Source organism: Paenarthrobacter ureafaciens, from assembly GCF_004028095.1.
In the GTDB taxonomy this organism is placed as follows: Bacteria; Actinomycetota; Actinomycetes; order Actinomycetales; family Micrococcaceae; genus Arthrobacter; species Arthrobacter ureafaciens.
Genome location: NZ_SBHM01000007.1, coordinates 117,191 through 134,026, shown reverse-complemented (window position 1 = coordinate 134,026; position 16,836 = coordinate 117,191). Strand labels below are relative to the sequence as shown.

Genomic DNA, 16,836 nt, shown 5'->3' with positions numbered 1-16,836 from the left:
GGGCCCTACGCGAGCAGGACGCCCGCGTGGAGCCCGCCGGTGGTAAAGCCGATGCTGCGTGCCATGGCAAGCGCGCCGCTGTTGCTGACATCCGCCTTCCACTGGAGCGTCAGGCCGGCGGCCAGGGCCTCGTGCGCGGCAATCGAGGCAGCAAGCGTACCGAGGCCCCGGCGCCGCCATTCAGGGGCAACCAAAACACCCATATTGGCAAGGAGCCCTTCCCATTCGGAATAGGCTCCGCACGCCAAAGGCACCGGGCTTTCCGCATCCGGGTGCATGATGGTGAATCGGTGTTCCAAGGTCTGCAGCCCTACCTCGTTGACGTCATCGGGAGGACACAGCTGTTCCAGTCCGATCGCTTCCGGATTGCCCCGGGAAACGGTCACGTCCTCGCCCGGTTGTTTCAAGGGAAGGTCGTCGGCGAAAAAGAGGGCGGAGGAACCCAAACCGTGTCCTCCGTGGGAGCGCGTCAGGGTCAGCAGGGTGACGTGCTGGGCGAGGTCGACGTCGGGAATGTCCGCCGCCGCGTCGAGCGCCCATTGCGGCCCTACCAGGGCCGATACGCCGAACAAGCGCAGGAAAACCACGGATCGTGCCGATTCGTCCGCCTTGGAAATCCTGTACGCGGGATCGCCGGGATCCGCGGAGGCTGCTGCGACGCGGGCTGAGGCGTCCGCAAAGGAGTGGTCACCAAGCCCCAAATGGCGAGCCCACGCCAGCTGGATAATGGCAGCGGACGTGGGCTCAAGGGTCATGGGTTCAGCCTAGCCGACTAACCAAACAACACTGACGCTTCGTCGTAGCGGTGCTGCGGCACGGTCTTGAGCTTGCCGAGGGCTTCCTCAAAACCAACATGGGAGATGTCCGTGCCCTTGAGCGCAACCATGGTTCCCCAGCGGCCGTCCACCACGGAGTCGATCGCTGCCATGCCCAGGCGCGTGGCGAGGACGCGGTCATAAGCGGTGGGAACGCCGCCGCGCTGGATGTGGCCGAGGATGGTCGCACGGGTCTCGATGCCCGTGCGCGCCTCGAGCTCGGGTGCCAGCTGGTCCGCGATGCCTCCCAGCCGGGGACGGCCAAAGGTATCCAAGCCGCGTTCGGAGTGCGGGGATTCCATGTGATCGGGCACGAACCCTTCCGCCACCACCACCAAAGGTGCGCGACCGCGGTCATGGGCCAGTTGGACCCACTCGGCGATCTGTTCGATGCTCACCTTCTGTTCGGGGATAAGGATGGCGTGGGCGCCGGACGCCATGCCGGAGTGGAGGGCAATCCAGCCAACGTGGCGGCCCATCACTTCCGCAATCATGCAGCGGTGGTGGGATTCACCCGTGGTGCGCAGGCGGTCGATCGCCTCCGTGGCGATTTCCACGGCAGTGTCGAAACCAAAGGTGTAGTCCGTCGCGTCGAGATCGTTATCCACGGTCTTCGGGACGCCGACGATCTTCAAACCGGCGTCAGTGAGGCGTTTGGCTGCTGCCAGGGTGCCCTCGCCGCCGATCGCGATGATGGCATCGATGCCCAGCCGTTCCATGTGGGCCTTGATGACCTCCGGACCGCCGCCGTTCTCGAAGGGGTTGGTGCGGGAAGTGCCCAGGATGGTGCCGCCCTGCTTGGCGATACCGCGGACCATGGTGCGGGGGATGTCAATGACGTCACCTTCCACCACACCACGCCAGCCGTCCCGGAAGCCCACGAACTCCTGGCCGTGGATTGCGATGCCTTTGAGGACCGCTCCACGGATCACTGCGTTGAGGCCGGGGCAGTCGCCGCCGCTGGTAAGAATGCCAATTTTCATGTTTGCTCACTCATGGCTTGGAGGAATACTTGCCGAGCGCCACGCTGAGCTCCCCACGATTGTAGTCGTGGATGTGGGGTGGGACACAAACGGTTACATTCCACTCACGGCGTGCGGTATTGGAAACACTCCCGAAAACACGATGAATCGCCCCGCATCCGGCAGGACGATTCTTCGTATTCAATGAGGTGTTGCGGAGCCCGCTAAGTGCGCTTTCCGTCTTTGTCCCGGCCGGCTGGCCGGGGTACTACCGGGAACGCTGGCTGATGAACGATTCCAGCGCGATCCGGTTCTGTTGGTCCGGAAGGATCAGCCACGCGAGGATGTAGAAAATGATGGCCGGTCCGGGCAAGAGGCAGAACAACAGGAATCCCACCCGGACGTACGCTACGTCCACATTGAGCTTCGCTGCGATGCCTCCACAGACGCCGGCCAACCAACGCTGCGGGCCGCGCTTCAGGCCGAAGCCCCTGACGATGCTGAAGAACTTGTCCATGGTTACAGCCTTCCTTGTTGGTGCTGCTTTGTCACTTGCTTCGACCCCCGTCCGGCAGCCACGAGGCCGCCGACTACCAGCGCGGCGCCGGCCCCGATCATCAGGCCGATCAACACGTAGGTTCCGTCCAGGACGATCCAGCCCATGGTGGAAACCAGGAGCAGGGCGGCCAGGGCGATCACAATCAACCCCCACACCACGGTGCCGATGCGCGCTTGCTTGGGTTCGTCGTCGTTCTGTTCAATCCGGTAGGTGGGCTCCAAATGCGGCGTCAGCGGAATCTCCTCCAACCGGGGCCGCGCGATCGGCTCGGTGGGACGTGTTTCCTGGGGGAGAGCCTCTTTGGGGAGCGGCCCGGCGGGGCGGGCGTCACCTGGTTGGTTGGTGCTCATGTCAGTTTCCTTCCTTGATGGTCACGTTGCTGAACGTGCCATCGATCTCCACCACGAGGTTCGCTCCGGGTTTGTCCGTGTTGTACGTCGAGCGGTCGTCCTCGAACCGCCCGCCGCGGTCGGCGCCGCGCTCGTTGAGGTTCCCGAACGTCATATCCGCCCGGACTTCCACCGGAACGTTGTCCGGAATGATGACGGTGATGTTGCTGGCGGTTGCATCCACCGGGACAGTGACTTCCGTGGTGAGCGGCGGCGTCAGGTTCATGTCACTCAGGTCCACGGTGCCGTTCGCGGCAGTGATGTTCAGCCCCTGCCGGGCCTGGTCAATGCTGACCGGAGCCCAATTGACCTCTTGGAAGCCAAGGCGGTCTCCATTGCGCGGGATGACGTTGAAAATACCGCCGACCACCAAGGCCACGACGGCCAGGAATCCCAGAAAACCTGACGTCCGTCCGCGCAAGCCAGCCACCAAAATGCCCAGGCCGAGGATGGCCGCACCCACGGCCCACACCACGGAGTCCGCTGCGTTACCCAGGTTGATGACGTTGGCGACGTCCAGGGCCTTCAAGGTTCCGCCGGCCAGGAGGGCCGTTCCGGCACTGACTGCCACGATTGCGGCACCTGGTCCCTTGGCCTTCTGCCGAGGGGGCTTGGGCGGCTGTACCTGCCCCGAGCCATAGGGCGGCTGACCATAGGGTGGCTGCCCGTAGGCGCCGGAGCCGCGGGGAAGACGGGGGCCCGACGGACTGTAGGGGCCCACCGGCGTCGATGAGCTGCCCGGTCCGTACACCGGTACACCCGTGTTGGCTCCGGCGGGCGCCTGGGAAGAAGAAGCACCGTAGGTGCTGCCTGCGGGCCCACCCGTCGACGCCGGGGTTGCGGTGCCGGCCGCCGGGGCCGCGGGTGCGCCGAAGTTTTGCCGGTTCATGGGAGATTCGCCTTTCTGGCTGTTGTTGCGCTGGACCAGGTAATAGATGAGGTACGCGATGCCGCCCACCCAGAACAGCGTCCAGAAAAGACCCGGAAGTCCGTCCCAACCCCAGCCCCAAAAGCCGCGTCCCAGGCTCGGCAGGCCGATGATCGAGGTTGCCAGTGCGCCGGTCATGCCGCCGGACCATCGGCCGGCAGCCGCTTCCTGCACGTGGATACGGCCATCAGGTTCCGGCAGCAGCGCCCACGCAAGGCCGTAGAGCAGGACGCCCACTCCGGCGAAGAGCGCCAGGACAATGAAGATGCCCCGGACAATCAAGGGATCGATGCCGAACCGGTGCGCCACTCCGCTTGCGACGCCGCCGATCCAGCGGTCCGGGCCGCGGCGGATGCCTTGGTTGCGGATCCAGTCAAAGAAGTTCTGCTGGGAAGTCCAGCTACCGGGACCGGCGTTGCCCGTGGGGTACGGGCGTGCGGAAGGCTCCTCGGCCGGGCCGGATCCGGCGGCACCGCCGGGGGCGTTGTTGCCCGGACGCCCGGCATCGGCAGGGGTTCCGGAATCCTCGGGATTCATGCTGTTCGCGTTCATACTTCGATCCTGCCGCCTGGCCCGTTCCGTCCTCTATTGGGGGATACCCTGAATGATCCCTGAGGGACCCCCGAAGCGCCGCCGTTACGGGCCCTGAGAGCCCCGATCCGTGTTTGGATTGATACATGGATACCGCTTTGGAACGCCCCGCGCTGGTCCGCAGCAGCGACCGCATGATCGCGGGAGTCTGCAGCGGACTCGCCGGACACTTGGGCTGGCCGGTGAAGTATGTCCGGCTGGCCATGGTCCTCGCCAGCTTCGCCGGCGGTGCGGGCATGGCCTTCTACGCGTGGCTGTGGATCATGGTTCCCACGGCGGATGAGAACGCCCGGCGCAACGCCAAGCGGCCGGCGTCGCCCATCGCTCCCGCGGTGAGCCGCCCGTCCGCCGGTCCCGCCACAAACTACGACGCCGGGTCCCTCACCGGGCGTGGGACAGGCGCCCCCGGCAACGTCGCCGGAGCCTCCGGTGATGCCCCCTCCGGTGCCGATCGAGCAACTCCGCCGTCCGGGGAGTGGGGGAGCGTCGGTGCAAGTCCCGTGGCGCCGTGGTTCACGTTCCGGAAGATCCAGTACGGCAAGGAAATTCTTCTTGGGGTAGGGCTGCTGCTGGTGGCCGCCATCCTGATTGCCCAACAACTGGGTGTCGACGTGCCGCTGGGAACCCTGATCCCGGCCGCAGCAATCCTTGGCGGCGCCTCCATCGCGTGGATGCAGCTGGATGAGACCCGCCGGGCCGGATTGGTGGACAAGACGAAAGCCGATCAGGCAGGCGGATGGGTTCGCCTTGCGGCCGGGCTCGCGCTGGTGGTGGCAGGGGTCCTGGTGATGGTGTCCGGCTCGGGCTCGTGGGAGCAGACGTGGCTTGCCCTGCTTGCCTCCGTGGCGGTCCTTGGGGGAGTCGTGTTGGTCCTGCTGCCGTGGGGTTTGAAGTTCTGGAAAGACCTCGAAGCCGAACGCGCCGGGCGTGTCCGCGAAACTGAACGTGCCGAAATCGCCGCGCACCTCCACGATTCCGTCCTGCAAACCTTGGCGCTCATCCAGCGCCGGGCGGGTTCGGAGCAGGACGTTGTCCGGCTGGCCCGGGCACAGGAACGTGAACTGCGTAGTTGGCTGTTCAGCGATTCCACCAAGGAAGCCGGGCTCCTCGCAGAGCGGGTCAAGGCCGTTGCGGCGGAGGTGGAAGACGCTCTGGGCAATCCCGTGGAAGTGGTGACCGTAGGCGATACGGAGATGACCGAGCGGCACGAGGCACTGGTCCAAGCTGCCCGTGAGGCCATGTTGAACGCGTCCCGCCACGGCGGAGGCACAGTGTCTGTCTACCTTGAATGCACTGCCGGAAACACCGAGGTCTTCATTAAGGACCGGGGGCCGGGATTCGATCCCGACGCCGTGCCCGAGGACCGCATGGGCGTCAAGGAGTCCATCATCGGGCGCATGAGGAGGCACGGCGGCACAGCGGCCATCATCAGCAGCGGCAACGGAACGGAAGTCCGGTTGGCGCTGCCCGCCATGGAGGCGGAGAACAACGAACCAAGGAACGGAGAGGTCCGGCAATGAACAGCCCTGCCCAGCCCGGCGCGCGGAGCGTGCGCGTGGTGATCGTGGACGACCACACCATTTTCCGCTCAGGTCTCAAAGCTGACCTGGACGAGCGCATGGACGTTGTGGGGGAGGCCGGCACGGTTGAACAAGCCATCGCCGTGATTGCCGAAACCCGCCCCGAAGTGGTGCTGCTGGACGTCCACCTGCCAGGGGGCTTGGGCGGTGGAGGCAGGGAGGTCATTGCGGGTTCGGCTGCGCTCCTCAAGACGACGAGCTTCCTGGCCCTGAGCGTTTCCGACGCCGCCGAGGACGTGGTGGCCGTGATCCGCGCGGGCGCCCGCGGGTACGTTACCAAAACCATCTCCGGTGCCGAGATCTCCGACGCCGTCATCAGGGTTGCCGATGGCGACGCCGTCTTCTCGCCGCGGCTGGCCGGGTTTGTCCTTGATGCCTTTGGAACTGCGCCGGCCGACATTGCCGACGACGAACTGGACAAGCTCTCCGCCCGCGAGCTCGAAGTCATGCGGCTCATCGCCCGGGGATACAGCTACAAAGAGGTGGCCAAGGAGCTCTTCATCTCCATCAAGACGGTGGAAACCCATGTCTCCGCGGTCCTCCGCAAGCTCCAGCTGTCAAACCGCCACGAGCTCACCAAGTGGGCTGCCGAACGCCGCCTCCTCTAACCCCTCCCCAACGCTCTCCCACATCCCACCCGTGTTTCCCCAACCATCTTCCACATCCCACGCCTTAAACTGAAACGCTCTTCCACCATCAGCGGTGGAAGAGCGTTTCAGTTCAGGGGCGGGGTTACTTGGCCTTGCCGAGGAACTCCTGGAGCCGGCGGACGCCTTCGGCGAGGTCGTCGTCACCGAGCGCGTAGGACAACCGGACGTAACCCGAGGGGCCGAAGGCCTCACCGGGAACCACTGCGACCTCAACCTCGTCGAGGATCAGCGCGGCCAGTTCCGCGGACGTCGAGGGACGCACGGGGCCGTTGGCCGTGTCAAATTCCTTACCCAGCAGCCCGCGGACGTCTGCGTAGACGTAGAACGCGCCGGTCGGCGTCGGGCATTCAACGCCCTCAATCGCGTTCAGGCCGGCCACAATCGCCTTGCGGCGGCGGTCGAAGGCAACCTTCATCTCGTCGACGGCGGTCAAGGGGCCGGTAAGTGCCGCGGCTGCGGCCACCTGCATGATGTTGCTGACGTTGGACGTGGCATGGGACTGCAGGTTGGTCGCGGCCTTGATGACGTCGGCGGGGCCGATCATCCAGCCCACGCGCCATCCGGTCATGGCGTAGGTCTTGGCAACACCGTTCAGGATGACTACGCGGTCGCCCAGTTCAGGAGCCGCAGTAGCGATGGAGGTGAATTCCACGCCGTCGTAGGTGAGGTGTTCGTAGATCTCGTCCGTGACAACCCAGAGGCCTTTGGAGGCGGCCCACTTGCCGATCTCTGCTACCTGCTCCGGGCTGTAGACGGCGCCCGTGGGGTTGGACGGGGAAACGAACAGGAGGATCTTGGTCTTGTCCGTGACGGCGGCCTCAAGCTGCTCAATAGTCACCAGGTAGCCCTGCTCCGGTCCTGCGAAGACCTCTACCGGGACGCCGCCGGCGAGCCTGATGGCCTCCGGGTAGGTGGTCCAGAACGGGGAGGGGATGATGACCTCGTCGCCCGGATCAACCAGCGTGGCAAACGTGTTGTAGACAGCCTGCTTGCCGCCGTTGGTCACAAGGACCTGGGACGGGTCGACTTTGTAGCCGGAATCGCGCAGCGTCTTGTCCGCGATGGCTTTCTTGAGCTCGGGCAGTCCGGAAGCGGGGGAGTACCGGTGGTACTTCGGCTGGCCGGCAGCTTCAATGGCGGCCTTCACGATGTAGTCCGGGGTGGGAAAATCGGGTTCTCCGGCTCCGAAACCGATGACGGGGCGGCCCGCGGCCTTCAACGCCTTGGCCTTGGCATCAACGGCAAGGGTGGCGGACTCGGCAATGGCGGAGATTCGTTGTGAAATGCGGGCGGCAGGTGTTCCGGCAGACATCTAAGTACCATTCTTCGCAGGCAGCACGTGGGCTGGATGATGGGATTCGACGTAAACTACCTTATGCTGTTCTGCGGAGCTCCCGGGGGACTGCTGGAGTTTGTGACTGATGTTGCTGGTCACAAGCCCGGACGGCCCTGGAGCCCCGAATCGAGCCGGTTCGACTATCGCGGATTTCTTGCGTAGACTGGTTCACCGGTGTTGAAAAGCACCACAGGCTGAAGTGCGGCCTGAAACATGGATTCAATCCATAGGGTAGTGGCGCAATTGGTAGCGCAGCGGTCTCCAAAACCGCAGGTTGCAGGTTCGAGTCCTGTCTGCCCTGCGCAGGCTGTTCCGGCGGAAACGCCGGAGCACGCGCAGCAACCATGGCTCTGATCAGGGCCGGGTCTAACGACTTTGCAAGGTGAGTGAGGATCAGGTGACCGAAACAGCTGCAAGCAGCTCAAAGGGCCGCCCCGCCAAGAAAGCCGATTCCGGCTTTTTTGCCCGAATTGCACTCTTCGTCCGCCAGGTTATCGGCGAACTGAAGAAGGTCGTTGCTCCAACCCGCAAAGAACTGATCAACTACACGCTCGTGGTGCTGGTGTTCGTCGCCATCATGATGCTCATCGTGACCCTCCTGGACCTTGCTTTTGGTACCGGAGTCAGCTGGGTCTTCGGAGGATCAGGCGCCACGGACCGCTAAGCGGATCTGTCCGCAAACTGCGTAAACCCTGGTTTCAGGGATTTTGCGGGGTTTGCGGAATTGAGCCATTTAAATAGGCATGTTAGGCAATGAGGAAGCAGGAGACCAAGTGTCTGAGCAGGAGCTCGAGGTAAACGAGACTGAGCTGGACGGGACCGCAGAGAATGCGGCCGTAACCGCAGACGAGTCCGAGGTTGATTCCGCTGCGCCCGAAACTGCCGACGTCGACGAATCCGAAGACGCTGACGTGGACGACGAGTCCACTTCCGAGGTAGACGAAGAAGACGATTCGGAAGAGGGCGTCTCCTTGGAATCTGCCGCTGCCGCCGCCCCGGCTGATCCGGCCGAGGAATTCAAGGCCAAGCTGCGCCGCCAGGAAGGTGACTGGTACGTCATCCACTCCTACGCAGGCTACGAGAACCGCGTGAAGGCCAACCTCGAGACCCGCATCCAGACCCTGGACATGGAAGATTACATCTTCGAGATCCAGGTTCCGATGGAAGAAGTCGTCGAGATCAAGAACGCGCAGCGCAAGGTCATCAACCGCGTACGCATTCCCGGATACGTGCTGGTCCGCATGGACCTGACCGACGCTTCCTGGGGCGCCGTCCGCCACACCCCCGGTGTCACGGGCTTTGTGGGTAACGCCCACAACCCGGTTCCGCTCCGCCTTGACGAGGTCTTCTCCATGCTTGCCCCGGTCTTCGAAGAAGAACAGGCTGAGAAGGGCAAGCCGGTCAACAAGCAGCAGCAGGCTCCGGTGGCCGTGGACTTCGAAGTCGGCGAGTCCGTCATCGTCAAGGAGGGCCCGTTCGAAACCCTTCCGGCAACGATCTCCGAGATCAAGCCCGAGTCCCAGACCCTCGTGGTGCTGGTCTCCATCTTCGAGCGCGAAACCCCGGTTACGCTTGCATTCAACCAGGTCACCAAGATCTAGCTGATACACAGATTTCGCTCCCGGCCGCCTGCTTAGCGGCTTGGTAGCGGCCGGTCGCCTTGCCATGGCGGCCACCAACCTGGGACGCGCTCCTGTGCCCCAGGAAGCTATTGAGAGAAGGACCCTACATTGGCTCCCAAGAAGAAGGTCACCGGCCTCATCAAGTTGCAGATCCAGGCAGGTGCCGCTAACCCGGCTCCGCCGATCGGTCCTGCGCTTGGCCAGCACGGTGTCAACATCATGGAATTCTGCAAGGCGTACAACGCTGCTACGGAATCCCAGCGCGGAAACGTCATTCCGGTGGAAATCACGGTCTACGAAGACCGCTCCTTCACCTTCATCACCAAGACCCCGCCGGCTGCAGAGCTCATCAAGAAGGCTGCAGGCGTCGCCAAGGGTTCGGCTACCCCGCACACCGTCAAGGTTGCCAAGCTGACCCAGGCACAGGTCGAGGAAATTGCTTCCACCAAGATGGAAGACCTCAACGCCAACGACATCGCGGCTGCTGCCAAGATCATCGCCGGCACTGCCCGCTCCATGGGCATCACCGTCGAATAGTCGAGGAATGAACGTACGGTGAGGGCTGAGGAACGAGGCACTCGCCGGAAGTGAGTCCCGGAGACTTTCGACCATTAGGTACCGTCGAGGGCTAATTACAGCCTTCACCCGCCGGGAAACCGGCAACCGAACATAGAAATGTCGCAGGATCCTTTGCCGGATCCACGACTGTGGCAGGGCCCAGCGCGGTCCGAAGACCACAACTGCACAAGGAGAAACAAGCAGCATGGCAAAGCGCAGCAAAGCATATGAGGCAGCCGTAGCCAAGATCGAGGCAGGCAAGGCCTACGCCCCGTTCGAGGCAATCACCCTGGCAAAGGAAACCAACCCGTCGAAGTTCGACGCAACGGTTGAGGTTGCTTTCCGCCTCGGCGTTGACCCCCGCAAGGCAGACCAGATGGTCCGCGGCACGGTCAACCTCCCCCACGGCACCGGCAAGACCGCCCGTGTCCTGGTTTTCGCAACCGGTGACAAGGCTGAGGCAGCAATCGCAGCCGGCGCCGACTTCGTTGGCTCCGATGACCTGATCGAAAAGATCGCCGGCGGCTGGACCGACTTCGACGCAGCCGTTGCCACCCCTGACCTCATGGGCAAGGTTGGCCGCCTCGGTAAGGTCCTCGGCCCGCGTAACCTCATGCCGAACCCGAAGACCGGCACGGTTACCCCGGATGTCACCAAGGCTGTCAACGACATCAAGGGTGGCAAGATCGACTTCCGCGTCGACAAGCACTCGAACCTGCACTTCATCATCGGCAAGGTTTCCTTCGACGCCACCAAGCTGGCCGAGAACTACGCCGCCGCACTGGAAGAGGTTCTTCGCCTGAAGCCGTCCGCTTCCAAGGGCCGCTACATCCAGAAGGCCACCGTTGCCACCACGTTCGGCCCGGGTATCTCCGTTGACCCGAACGTCACCAAGGTTCTCATCGAGGCGTAAGCATTCGACGAGCATCGGCTCTGAAAGGACCGTCCGGCATTGCCGGGCGGTCCTTTCCGCATTCCTGCCCGGTGCGACGGAGGGCCCGACTTCGGTGTCCCGGGCGGGGTCTTGTACCGCCTGACCGCGGGCCCTAGGCTGTGGGGCGTGACGTCGTCGAACCTTATGAACAGCGGCGAATTAAGCAACGCGGGACCAACCGTGGAGCGGATCAACGCCCCGGACGGTCCCGGGGCGCGCATCACTCCGGACTTCAGGGCCTTCCATGAACTTGGCGTACGCCACGAACTGGCCCTGTGGGGCACTGCGGACCGGGCCGCCACCCTTGAGGAGGACATAGCCTTCTGGCGGGGAAACGAATACGAAGAACGTCACGTCTACGTGGCACGTCTCGAGGGGCGGATTGTCGGCTGCGGCACGTTGACGCTTCCCTTGAGCGAAAATACGACGACGGCGGGCGTACACGTCCTGGTGGACGCACCTTTTCGTCGCCGCGGTTTCGGGTCGGTGATCCTGGGGGTATTGGAGGGCGTGGCCCAAGACCGTGGCCGGAGCTCCTTCGACGGTTACTGCGGTGAGCCAATCGCGCCCGTGCTGGCGGGCGTGCCTCTGTTGGAAGCCGCATCGGGCAGCGGCGGTGTGCCCCGGGACAGCGCCTCAACCCGCTTCGCCGTTCACTGCGGCTACTCGCTGGAACAGGTGGAGACCAACAGCAGCCTGGCGCTGCCCTTTGACGCGACGCACATCGACGCCCTGGAGGCGGACGCCCGGTCCCGTTCCACGGCTTACAGTGTCATCACGTGGTCGGATCGTTGCCCGGATGAGTTTGTTGAAGCCTATGCGCGGCTCAAGAGCCTTATGAGCACGGAAGTTCCCATCGCCGGACTCGGGTGGGAAGGCGAAGCATGGGATGCGGCAAGGGTGCGGCAGGAAGAAGCCACCTGGCGTGCGGGCGGTTTGGACGCAGTGGTTTCCGTCGCCCGGCACAACGACTCAGGGGAACTGGCTGCCTATACCGCGCTGGTTCATCGGGAGGCCATGCCGGCGGTGATTTTCCAGGAGGACACCCTCGTGGACCCGGCCCATCGGGGACACCGTTTGGGAATGCTGGTGAAAATTGCCAACCTGCGCAAAGCAGTGCTGGCCTGGCCTGCAGGTACGTCCGTCATGACATGGAATGCCAGTGAAAACCAGCATATGCTGGCCATTAATATCGCCTTGGGATTCAAACCTTCCGGCTTTGAAGGCGAATGGCAGAAACGGTTGGTATGACTTTAGAAGAGGCGAAGACCGTCGAGGTTGAGCAGGCATGGGTTCCCGACAACCTGGACAGCCCGGACGCCAAGGACTTCCTCGACGCGGTCGAGGTTGCCCGGCGGGTGCGGATGCAGACCTGGGGGAGTGACGACCTCGCCTACACGCCGCTGGAGAAAATGCTGGAGTTCTCCGATCCCTACGAACGCCAGATCATCCTGGTCGCCAAAGTGGATGGCAAAATTGTAGGAACCATAGACATCGCCTTGCCGTTGGCTGACAACATCGACCTGGCCGAATTCACCTTGGATGTCCTGCCCGAATACCAGCGCAGGGGCGTGGGCCGCCACCTCCTCGAAGCCGCGGAACAGCTGGCCCGGGCAGAGGGCCGCACCATGGTCCTGGTGGACACCAACCACCCGGCAACGTCCCTGACCGAGATTCCGGAAGACCAGCTCATTCCCGGTACCGGGCCTGGCTTCGTTCCTGTCAGCAGCCGTGAGGTGGACTTCGCACAGCGGGCGGGCTATACGCTGCAGCACATCGAGCAGTTCAGCTCATGTGTCCTTCCGCTGGATTCCAAGCTGGTGGCGGATCTCCAGGCCGAAGCCGAGGAAGCCAACGCCGGCCGCTACGCGTTGCACCACTGGACTGACCGCTGCCCTGAGCGGTTGCTCGAGGGCGTGGCGGAGCTGGAGAACGCTGCCGGCGAAGTGGTCCACGGCGAGGACGAGGCCGACGAGCCGGCCGGGGCGGACACCGGCATGGTCTTCGACGCTGCGGTATTGCGGGAAACGGAAGACGCAGCCATGGCGCAGGGAAGGCGGACGGTTGTTACCGCCGTCGAGCATGTTGCCACCGGGAAGCTGGTAGGCCTGACCACCATCAGCGTTCTGGCCCACCGCCAGGACGTCGTCTTCCAGGATGACACCTTGGTCCTGCAGGAGCACCGGGGGAACAAGCTGGGGCTCCTGATCAAGGTGGCCAACATGGAACGCCTGAGTGAGCAGTTCCCGGACGCCAGGGTGATCTACACGTGGAACGCGCCGGAGAACCGCTACCTCCTGACGGTCAACAAGCAGTTGGGATTCACGACGGCGGGAGTCACCGGACTGTGGCAAAAGGAACTGCCGCGCCGCTCGGCCGGGGCGACCACATCGGACTAGGGGGCCGATTTGGAGTTCGCATGCCGTCTCCCGTAACCTTGAATTACCAAAGACCGTCGGTTGATGGGAATCCACCCTTTCGAGCAAAGCTCAGCTCTGTAGCTACGCCCGTGAGAACAAGGTGAATTTCTTGACGAAGGACCCTGACATAGGGCGGCCAACGCAGGTGAACGAGTTGAGTCTCCACAGTAAAGCTGTGTTGAGCCAAGCCCCGTGCATCTGCGCGGGGCGTTTTTAGTTTTAGCTCTCGTGAGCGGGGACCCGGAAGACCGGCTTTATTCCCCGGAAGGAGGGTTATGACAACGCCTAGCAAGGTCTCCGCAGTTGCAGAGATCACCAACGATTTCAAGGAATCGACTGCGGCTGTCCTGACCGAATACCGTGGGCTCTCTGTTGCGCAGCTCAAGGAACTCCGTGTTGCTCTCGGCCAGGACACCAAGTTCTCGGTCGTCAAGAACACCCTGAGCGCCATTGCAGCCAAGGAAGCTGGTGTCGATGCATTCGACGGCCAGCTCGCCGGCCCCACTGCGATCGCCTTCATCAAGGGCGACGCCGTTGCTGCTGCAAAGAGCCTGACGGACTTTGCCAAGGCCAACAAGCAGCTGGTCATCAAGACCGGCCTGTTCGAAGGCAAGGCACTGGACGCTGAGGGTGTCGCCGCACTGGCTGCCCTCGAGTCCCGCGAGTTCCAGCTTGCACGTGTTGCCGGTGTCCTCAAGGCTCCTGCATCCGCTGCTGCACGCATCATCGATGCCCTGCGCCTCAAGCTTGAAGAAGAGGGCGGCGCTCCTGCACCGGCCGCTGAAGAAGCACCGGCTGAAGAGGCTGCAACCGAGGAAGCTCCGGCTGCTGAAGAAGCACCGGCTGCTGCCGAAGCTGCAACCGAAGAGAACTAAGTTCTCCCCCCAATCAAACTCCGGTGCACGGAACGGCAAGGTCCGGACCAGCACCACCTAATGGAAGGACGCCACCATGGCGAAGCTCAGCAACGAAGAGCTCATTGAAGCTTTCAAGGAACTGACCATCATCGAGCTCTCCGAGTTCGTCAAGCTCTTCGAAGAGACCTTCGAAGTTACTGCTGCTGCTGTTGCAGTTGCAGGCCCCGCCGGCGGCGGCGCCGGTGCTGAAGCTGCTGAAGAGAAGACCGAATTCGACGTCATCCTCGAAGCAGCCGGCGACAAGAAGATCGCAGTGATCAAGGAAGTTCGCGCCATCACCTCCCTCGGCCTCAAGGAAGCCAAGGACCTGGTTGACGGTGCACCGAAGGCTGTTCTCGAAGGCGCCACCAAGGAAGCCGCAGAGAAGGCAAAGGCTCAGCTCGAAGAAGCTGGCGCAACGGTTACCCTCAAGTAACTCGTTCTGCTTTGGGAAGCCCCGTCCGGTTCGCCGGGCGGGGCTTTCTGCTGTTAAAGCACCCAACCAGGTCGCATTAGTGCGCGTTTTGAGGGCTCAGAACGCGCACAGATGCGACCTAGTTGGGTTCGCTGATGTCTGCCACGATTGCGTTCAGCGCCGCCGTCAGCGCGTCGGCATCCACGAAGGCGCTGCGCCCGTGCGCACCGGCCCCCATCGAGATCCGGCGGCCCGCGATCGAGGCGTCAGCATAGACGGGCCAGGCGTTCGTGCTGCCCAGCGGAGTGATGGTCCCGCGTTCGTAGCCGGTGGCTTCCAGCGCTACGTCCGCAGCCGGCAGCGAGAGTTTGTTGACCCCCACCAAGGCACGCAGCTTCGGCCAGGAGATCTGCCGGTCTCCGGGAATGAGCGCGAAAAGGAACGTGCCGTCCCTGTGTTTGACCACGAGGGACTTCACGATGTCAGCGGGAGTGATTCCGAGGATGCTCGCCGCTTCTTCCAGGCTGCGGGCTGCCGGACGTTCGACGACGTCCACGTCCAGTCCGCGGGCGGCGGCATCATCCAGGAACCGTTGGGCGCCGTTGGCGTGGGCCATGGTCCGGACCTCCCTTAGTCGCGGTACAGGAGGAGGGCTTCGCCTTGGCCTCCGCCGCCGCACAAGGATACGGCGGCCTTGCCGGTTCCCCTCCGTCGGAGCTCATGCGCCGCGTGCAGGGCCAGGCGGGCTCCGGAGGCGCCGATGGGGTGGCCCAAGGCAATCGCTCCACCGTGGATGTTGCACTTTTCCAAGGGGTATTGGAGGTCCTTGAGGGACTGGACGGCAACGGACCCGAAGGCCTCATTGATCTCTATGAAATCCAGGTCTTCGGCAGCCCAGCCGGCCTTCTTCAGAGCCTGTGCAATGGCGTTGGAAGGCTGCGAGTGCAGGGAATTGTCCGGTCCGGCCACCTGCCCCGGCTTGCCCACGACGGCAAGGTATTCGAGGCCGTTGTCCTTGGCGAAGCGGCGACTGGTCAACACCAGCGCGGAGGCGCCGTCGGACAGGGGAGAGGAGTTGCCGGCAGTAATGGTTCCGTCCGTGGCGAAGGCTGCCTTGAGCGGGGCGAGCGTTTCCAGCGTGGTGTTGGGCCGGATCCCCTCATCCGAGGTCAGCACCACGGGATCTCCCTTGCGCTGCTTGACGCTGAGGGGCGCAATTTCGACGTCGAAGATTCCTGCCTCCGCTGCGGCGGCGGCGCGTTGGTGGGAAGCCGCGGCCACCTCGTCCTGGGCACGCCGGTCAATGCCGAGCGTTACGTTCTTGGATTCCGTGGAGAGTCCCATCGACTGCCCGTCAAAAGCATCCGTCAGGCCGTCGTGCGCGGCGACGTCCAAGGCCTGGACGGCTCCGTAGGTCCAGCCCTGGCGTGAACCGGGGAGGAGGTGCGGGGCACGCGTCATGGACTCCTGTCCGCCGGCCACAACTACCGTGGCATCTCCGGCGCGGATCATCCGGGCAGCGTCGATGACCGCCGTGAGCCCGGACAGGCAGACCTTGTTGATGGTTACGGCCGGGATATTCCAGCCAACGCCTGCGGCTATGGCGCTCTGCCTGGCGGGGTTCTGGCCGGCGCCTGCCTGCAATACCTGTCCCATGATGACGGTGTCCACCTGCTCGGCCTTGACACCGCTCGCCGCCAGGGCGCCCGTGATCGCGTGGGCACCAAGTTCGACGGCGGTGAAGCCCGCCAGCTGCCCGTTGAGGCGGCCCTGCGGGGTCCGGGAACCTGCAAGGATGACAACGTCATTGTCGTCGGAGTTCGTCATGGTCTCTCTTCCGGTCCGGTTGTATTACGTCCTAGGCTATCGCGCGGCGGGCTCTCCGGTACCCGGCTTGGAAAGGCACTCTTCCGGAAGACCTGCCCGGGGCCGTGGAGCGCCTTCGCTTTGGTGCCTGCAGCAACGGTGCTTGCAATCCCGGACGATCTGGGGTAGACAGAAAGGCTACTTTGCCGTATCGTAGATATTTGCGTCTTCCCTGTTAACCTTCAGCCTTCATATAGCGGTGGGCTTTACATCTCAGCTGCGTCAATCGGCATGCCGTCCAAGGCGTGCATTTACCTTTTGCGGGGCTGGGTCCGGGTCATATAGCGGAACCGGATTAAGTATGCCGCGGAGAAC

The 16,836-nt window shown here is 63.6% G+C and carries 18 protein-coding genes and 1 tRNA gene; 11 read left to right on the top strand and 8 right to left on the bottom strand.

Features of this window, described 5'->3' with window-relative positions:
* Positions 1-5 precede the first annotated feature (5 nt).
* The 5 genes from AUR_RS04855 to AUR_RS04835 form a co-directional block, all read right to left on the bottom strand.
* The gene (locus tag AUR_RS04855; protein WP_062097509.1) at positions 6-755 is read right to left on the bottom strand and encodes a GNAT family N-acetyltransferase; all 750 of its coding nucleotides are present in this window, start codon (positions 753-755) and stop codon (positions 6-8) included.
* A gap of 17 nt (positions 756-772) precedes the next feature.
* On the bottom strand, positions 773-1,798 hold the full coding sequence (locus tag AUR_RS04850; RefSeq protein WP_021472387.1) for a 6-phosphofructokinase: 1,026 nt from the start codon (positions 1,796-1,798) through the stop codon (positions 773-775).
* A gap of 247 nt (positions 1,799-2,045) precedes the next feature.
* Positions 2,046-2,294 (bottom strand): PspC domain-containing protein, encoded by a 249-nt coding sequence (locus AUR_RS04845; protein ID WP_021472388.1) that lies wholly within the window; start codon positions 2,292-2,294, stop codon positions 2,046-2,048.
* A gap of 2 nt (positions 2,295-2,296) precedes the next feature.
* Entirely contained in the window at positions 2,297-2,686 is a 390-nt protein-coding gene (locus AUR_RS04840; protein ID WP_062097507.1) for a hypothetical protein, read from the bottom strand.
* 1 nt (position 2,687) lies between these two features.
* Complete coding sequence (locus tag AUR_RS04835) at positions 2,688-4,205, bottom strand: PspC domain-containing protein (protein WP_082694527.1); 1,518 nt, start codon at positions 4,203-4,205, stop codon at positions 2,688-2,690.
* 125 nt (positions 4,206-4,330) lie between these two features.
* On the opposite strand from AUR_RS04835, the gene AUR_RS04830 reads away from it, so the two are divergent.
* Together AUR_RS04830 and AUR_RS04825 are read left to right on the top strand one after the other, a co-directional pair.
* The gene (locus tag AUR_RS04830; RefSeq protein WP_062097505.1) at positions 4,331-5,764 is read left to right on the top strand and encodes an ATP-binding protein; all 1,434 of its coding nucleotides are present in this window, start codon (positions 4,331-4,333) and stop codon (positions 5,762-5,764) included.
* Positions 5,761-6,432, top strand: coding sequence for a LuxR C-terminal-related transcriptional regulator (locus AUR_RS04825; RefSeq protein WP_021472392.1), 672 nt, complete (start codon positions 5,761-5,763; stop codon positions 6,430-6,432). Before AUR_RS04830 ends, AUR_RS04825 begins: the two co-directional genes overlap by 4 nt.
* A 124-nt stretch (positions 6,433-6,556) precedes the next feature.
* On the opposite strand, the gene AUR_RS04820 is transcribed toward AUR_RS04825, so the two are convergent.
* Entirely contained in the window at positions 6,557-7,786 is a 1,230-nt protein-coding gene (locus AUR_RS04820) for a pyridoxal phosphate-dependent aminotransferase (protein WP_021474787.1), read from the bottom strand.
* 252 nt (positions 7,787-8,038) lie between these two features.
* Here AUR_RS04820 and AUR_RS04815 point away from each other — a divergent pair.
* The 9 genes from AUR_RS04815 (at position 8,039) to rplL (ending at position 14,676) form a co-directional block, all read left to right on the top strand.
* Positions 8,039-8,111 (top strand) — tRNA-Trp (locus tag AUR_RS04815).
* A gap of 81 nt (positions 8,112-8,192) precedes the next feature.
* Positions 8,193-8,474: a preprotein translocase subunit SecE gene (gene secE, locus AUR_RS04810; protein WP_031217390.1), complete on the top strand. Its 282-nt coding sequence runs from the start codon at positions 8,193-8,195 to the stop codon at positions 8,472-8,474.
* Positions 8,475-8,583: 109 nt separating this feature from the next.
* Complete coding sequence (gene nusG / locus AUR_RS04805) at positions 8,584-9,411, top strand: transcription termination/antitermination protein NusG (RefSeq protein WP_021474785.1); 828 nt, start codon at positions 8,584-8,586, stop codon at positions 9,409-9,411.
* Positions 9,412-9,540: 129 nt separating this feature from the next.
* Positions 9,541-9,969: a 50S ribosomal protein L11 gene (gene rplK / locus AUR_RS04800; protein WP_021474784.1), complete on the top strand. Its 429-nt coding sequence runs from the start codon at positions 9,541-9,543 to the stop codon at positions 9,967-9,969.
* A 226-nt stretch (positions 9,970-10,195) separates the two neighbouring features.
* Positions 10,196-10,903, top strand: a complete 708-nt coding sequence (gene rplA, locus AUR_RS04795; protein WP_021474783.1) for a 50S ribosomal protein L1 — start codon at positions 10,196-10,198, stop codon at positions 10,901-10,903.
* A gap of 147 nt (positions 10,904-11,050) precedes the next feature.
* Positions 11,051-12,175 carry a GNAT family N-acetyltransferase gene (locus AUR_RS04790; protein ID WP_062099291.1) on the top strand — a complete coding sequence of 375 codons (1,125 nt, stop codon included), beginning with the start codon at positions 11,051-11,053 and terminating at the stop codon, positions 12,173-12,175.
* The gene (locus AUR_RS04785) at positions 12,154-13,323 is read left to right on the top strand and encodes a GNAT family N-acetyltransferase (protein ID WP_031217388.1); all 1,170 of its coding nucleotides are present in this window, start codon (positions 12,154-12,156) and stop codon (positions 13,321-13,323) included. The genes AUR_RS04790 and AUR_RS04785 overlap by 22 nt, the downstream gene beginning before the upstream one ends.
* A gap of 296 nt (positions 13,324-13,619) precedes the next feature.
* The gene (rplJ, locus tag AUR_RS04780) at positions 13,620-14,219 is read left to right on the top strand and encodes a 50S ribosomal protein L10 (RefSeq protein ID WP_021472393.1); all 600 of its coding nucleotides are present in this window, start codon (positions 13,620-13,622) and stop codon (positions 14,217-14,219) included.
* Positions 14,220-14,295: 76 nt separating this feature from the next.
* Positions 14,296-14,676 carry a 50S ribosomal protein L7/L12 gene (gene rplL, locus AUR_RS04775; RefSeq protein WP_021472394.1) on the top strand — a complete coding sequence of 127 codons (381 nt, stop codon included), beginning with the start codon at positions 14,296-14,298 and terminating at the stop codon, positions 14,674-14,676.
* 118 nt (positions 14,677-14,794) lie between these two features.
* Here rplL and AUR_RS04770 read toward each other — a convergent pair whose 3' ends face one another.
* Positions 14,795-15,271 carry an aminoacyl-tRNA deacylase gene (locus AUR_RS04770; RefSeq protein ID WP_021472395.1) on the bottom strand — a complete coding sequence of 159 codons (477 nt, stop codon included), beginning with the start codon at positions 15,269-15,271 and terminating at the stop codon, positions 14,795-14,797.
* 14 nt (positions 15,272-15,285) lie between these two features.
* Complete coding sequence (locus AUR_RS04765) at positions 15,286-16,482, bottom strand: acetyl-CoA C-acetyltransferase (protein ID WP_062097503.1); 1,197 nt, start codon at positions 16,480-16,482, stop codon at positions 15,286-15,288.
* Positions 16,483-16,836: the final 354 nt, after the last annotated feature.

What these genes read in the sequence shown, in the direction of transcription:
- AUR_RS04840 (WP_062097507.1), bottom strand. Translation starts at nt 2,686, where the DNA reads ATGAGCACCAACCAACCAGGTGACGCCCGCCCCGCCGGGCCGCTCCCC.
- rplJ (WP_021472393.1), top strand. Translation starts at nt 13,620, where the DNA reads ATGACAACGCCTAGCAAGGTCTCCGCAGTTGCAGAGATCACCAACGAT.
- AUR_RS04785 (WP_031217388.1), top strand. Translation starts at nt 12,154, where the DNA reads ATGGCAGAAACGGTTGGTATGACTTTAGAAGAGGCGAAGACCGTCGAG.
- AUR_RS04765 (WP_062097503.1), bottom strand. Translation starts at nt 16,482, where the DNA reads ATGACGAACTCCGACGACAATGACGTTGTCATCCTTGCAGGTTCCCGG.
- rplL (WP_021472394.1), top strand. Translation starts at nt 14,296, where the DNA reads ATGGCGAAGCTCAGCAACGAAGAGCTCATTGAAGCTTTCAAGGAACTG.
- AUR_RS04820 (WP_021474787.1), bottom strand. Translation starts at nt 7,786, where the DNA reads ATGTCTGCCGGAACACCTGCCGCCCGCATTTCACAACGAATCTCCGCC.
- AUR_RS04835 (WP_082694527.1), bottom strand. Translation starts at nt 4,205, where the DNA reads ATGAACGCGAACAGCATGAATCCCGAGGATTCCGGAACCCCTGCCGAT.
- AUR_RS04825 (WP_021472392.1), top strand. Translation starts at nt 5,761, where the DNA reads ATGAACAGCCCTGCCCAGCCCGGCGCGCGGAGCGTGCGCGTGGTGATC.
- rplA (WP_021474783.1), top strand. Translation starts at nt 10,196, where the DNA reads ATGGCAAAGCGCAGCAAAGCATATGAGGCAGCCGTAGCCAAGATCGAG.
- AUR_RS04830 (WP_062097505.1), top strand. Translation starts at nt 4,331, where the DNA reads ATGGATACCGCTTTGGAACGCCCCGCGCTGGTCCGCAGCAGCGACCGC.
- AUR_RS04770 (WP_021472395.1), bottom strand. Translation starts at nt 15,271, where the DNA reads ATGGCCCACGCCAACGGCGCCCAACGGTTCCTGGATGATGCCGCCGCC.
- AUR_RS04855 (WP_062097509.1), bottom strand. Translation starts at nt 755, where the DNA reads ATGACCCTTGAGCCCACGTCCGCTGCCATTATCCAGCTGGCGTGGGCT.
- AUR_RS04850 (WP_021472387.1), bottom strand. Translation starts at nt 1,798, where the DNA reads ATGAAAATTGGCATTCTTACCAGCGGCGGCGACTGCCCCGGCCTCAAC.
- AUR_RS04845 (WP_021472388.1), bottom strand. Translation starts at nt 2,294, where the DNA reads ATGGACAAGTTCTTCAGCATCGTCAGGGGCTTCGGCCTGAAGCGCGGC.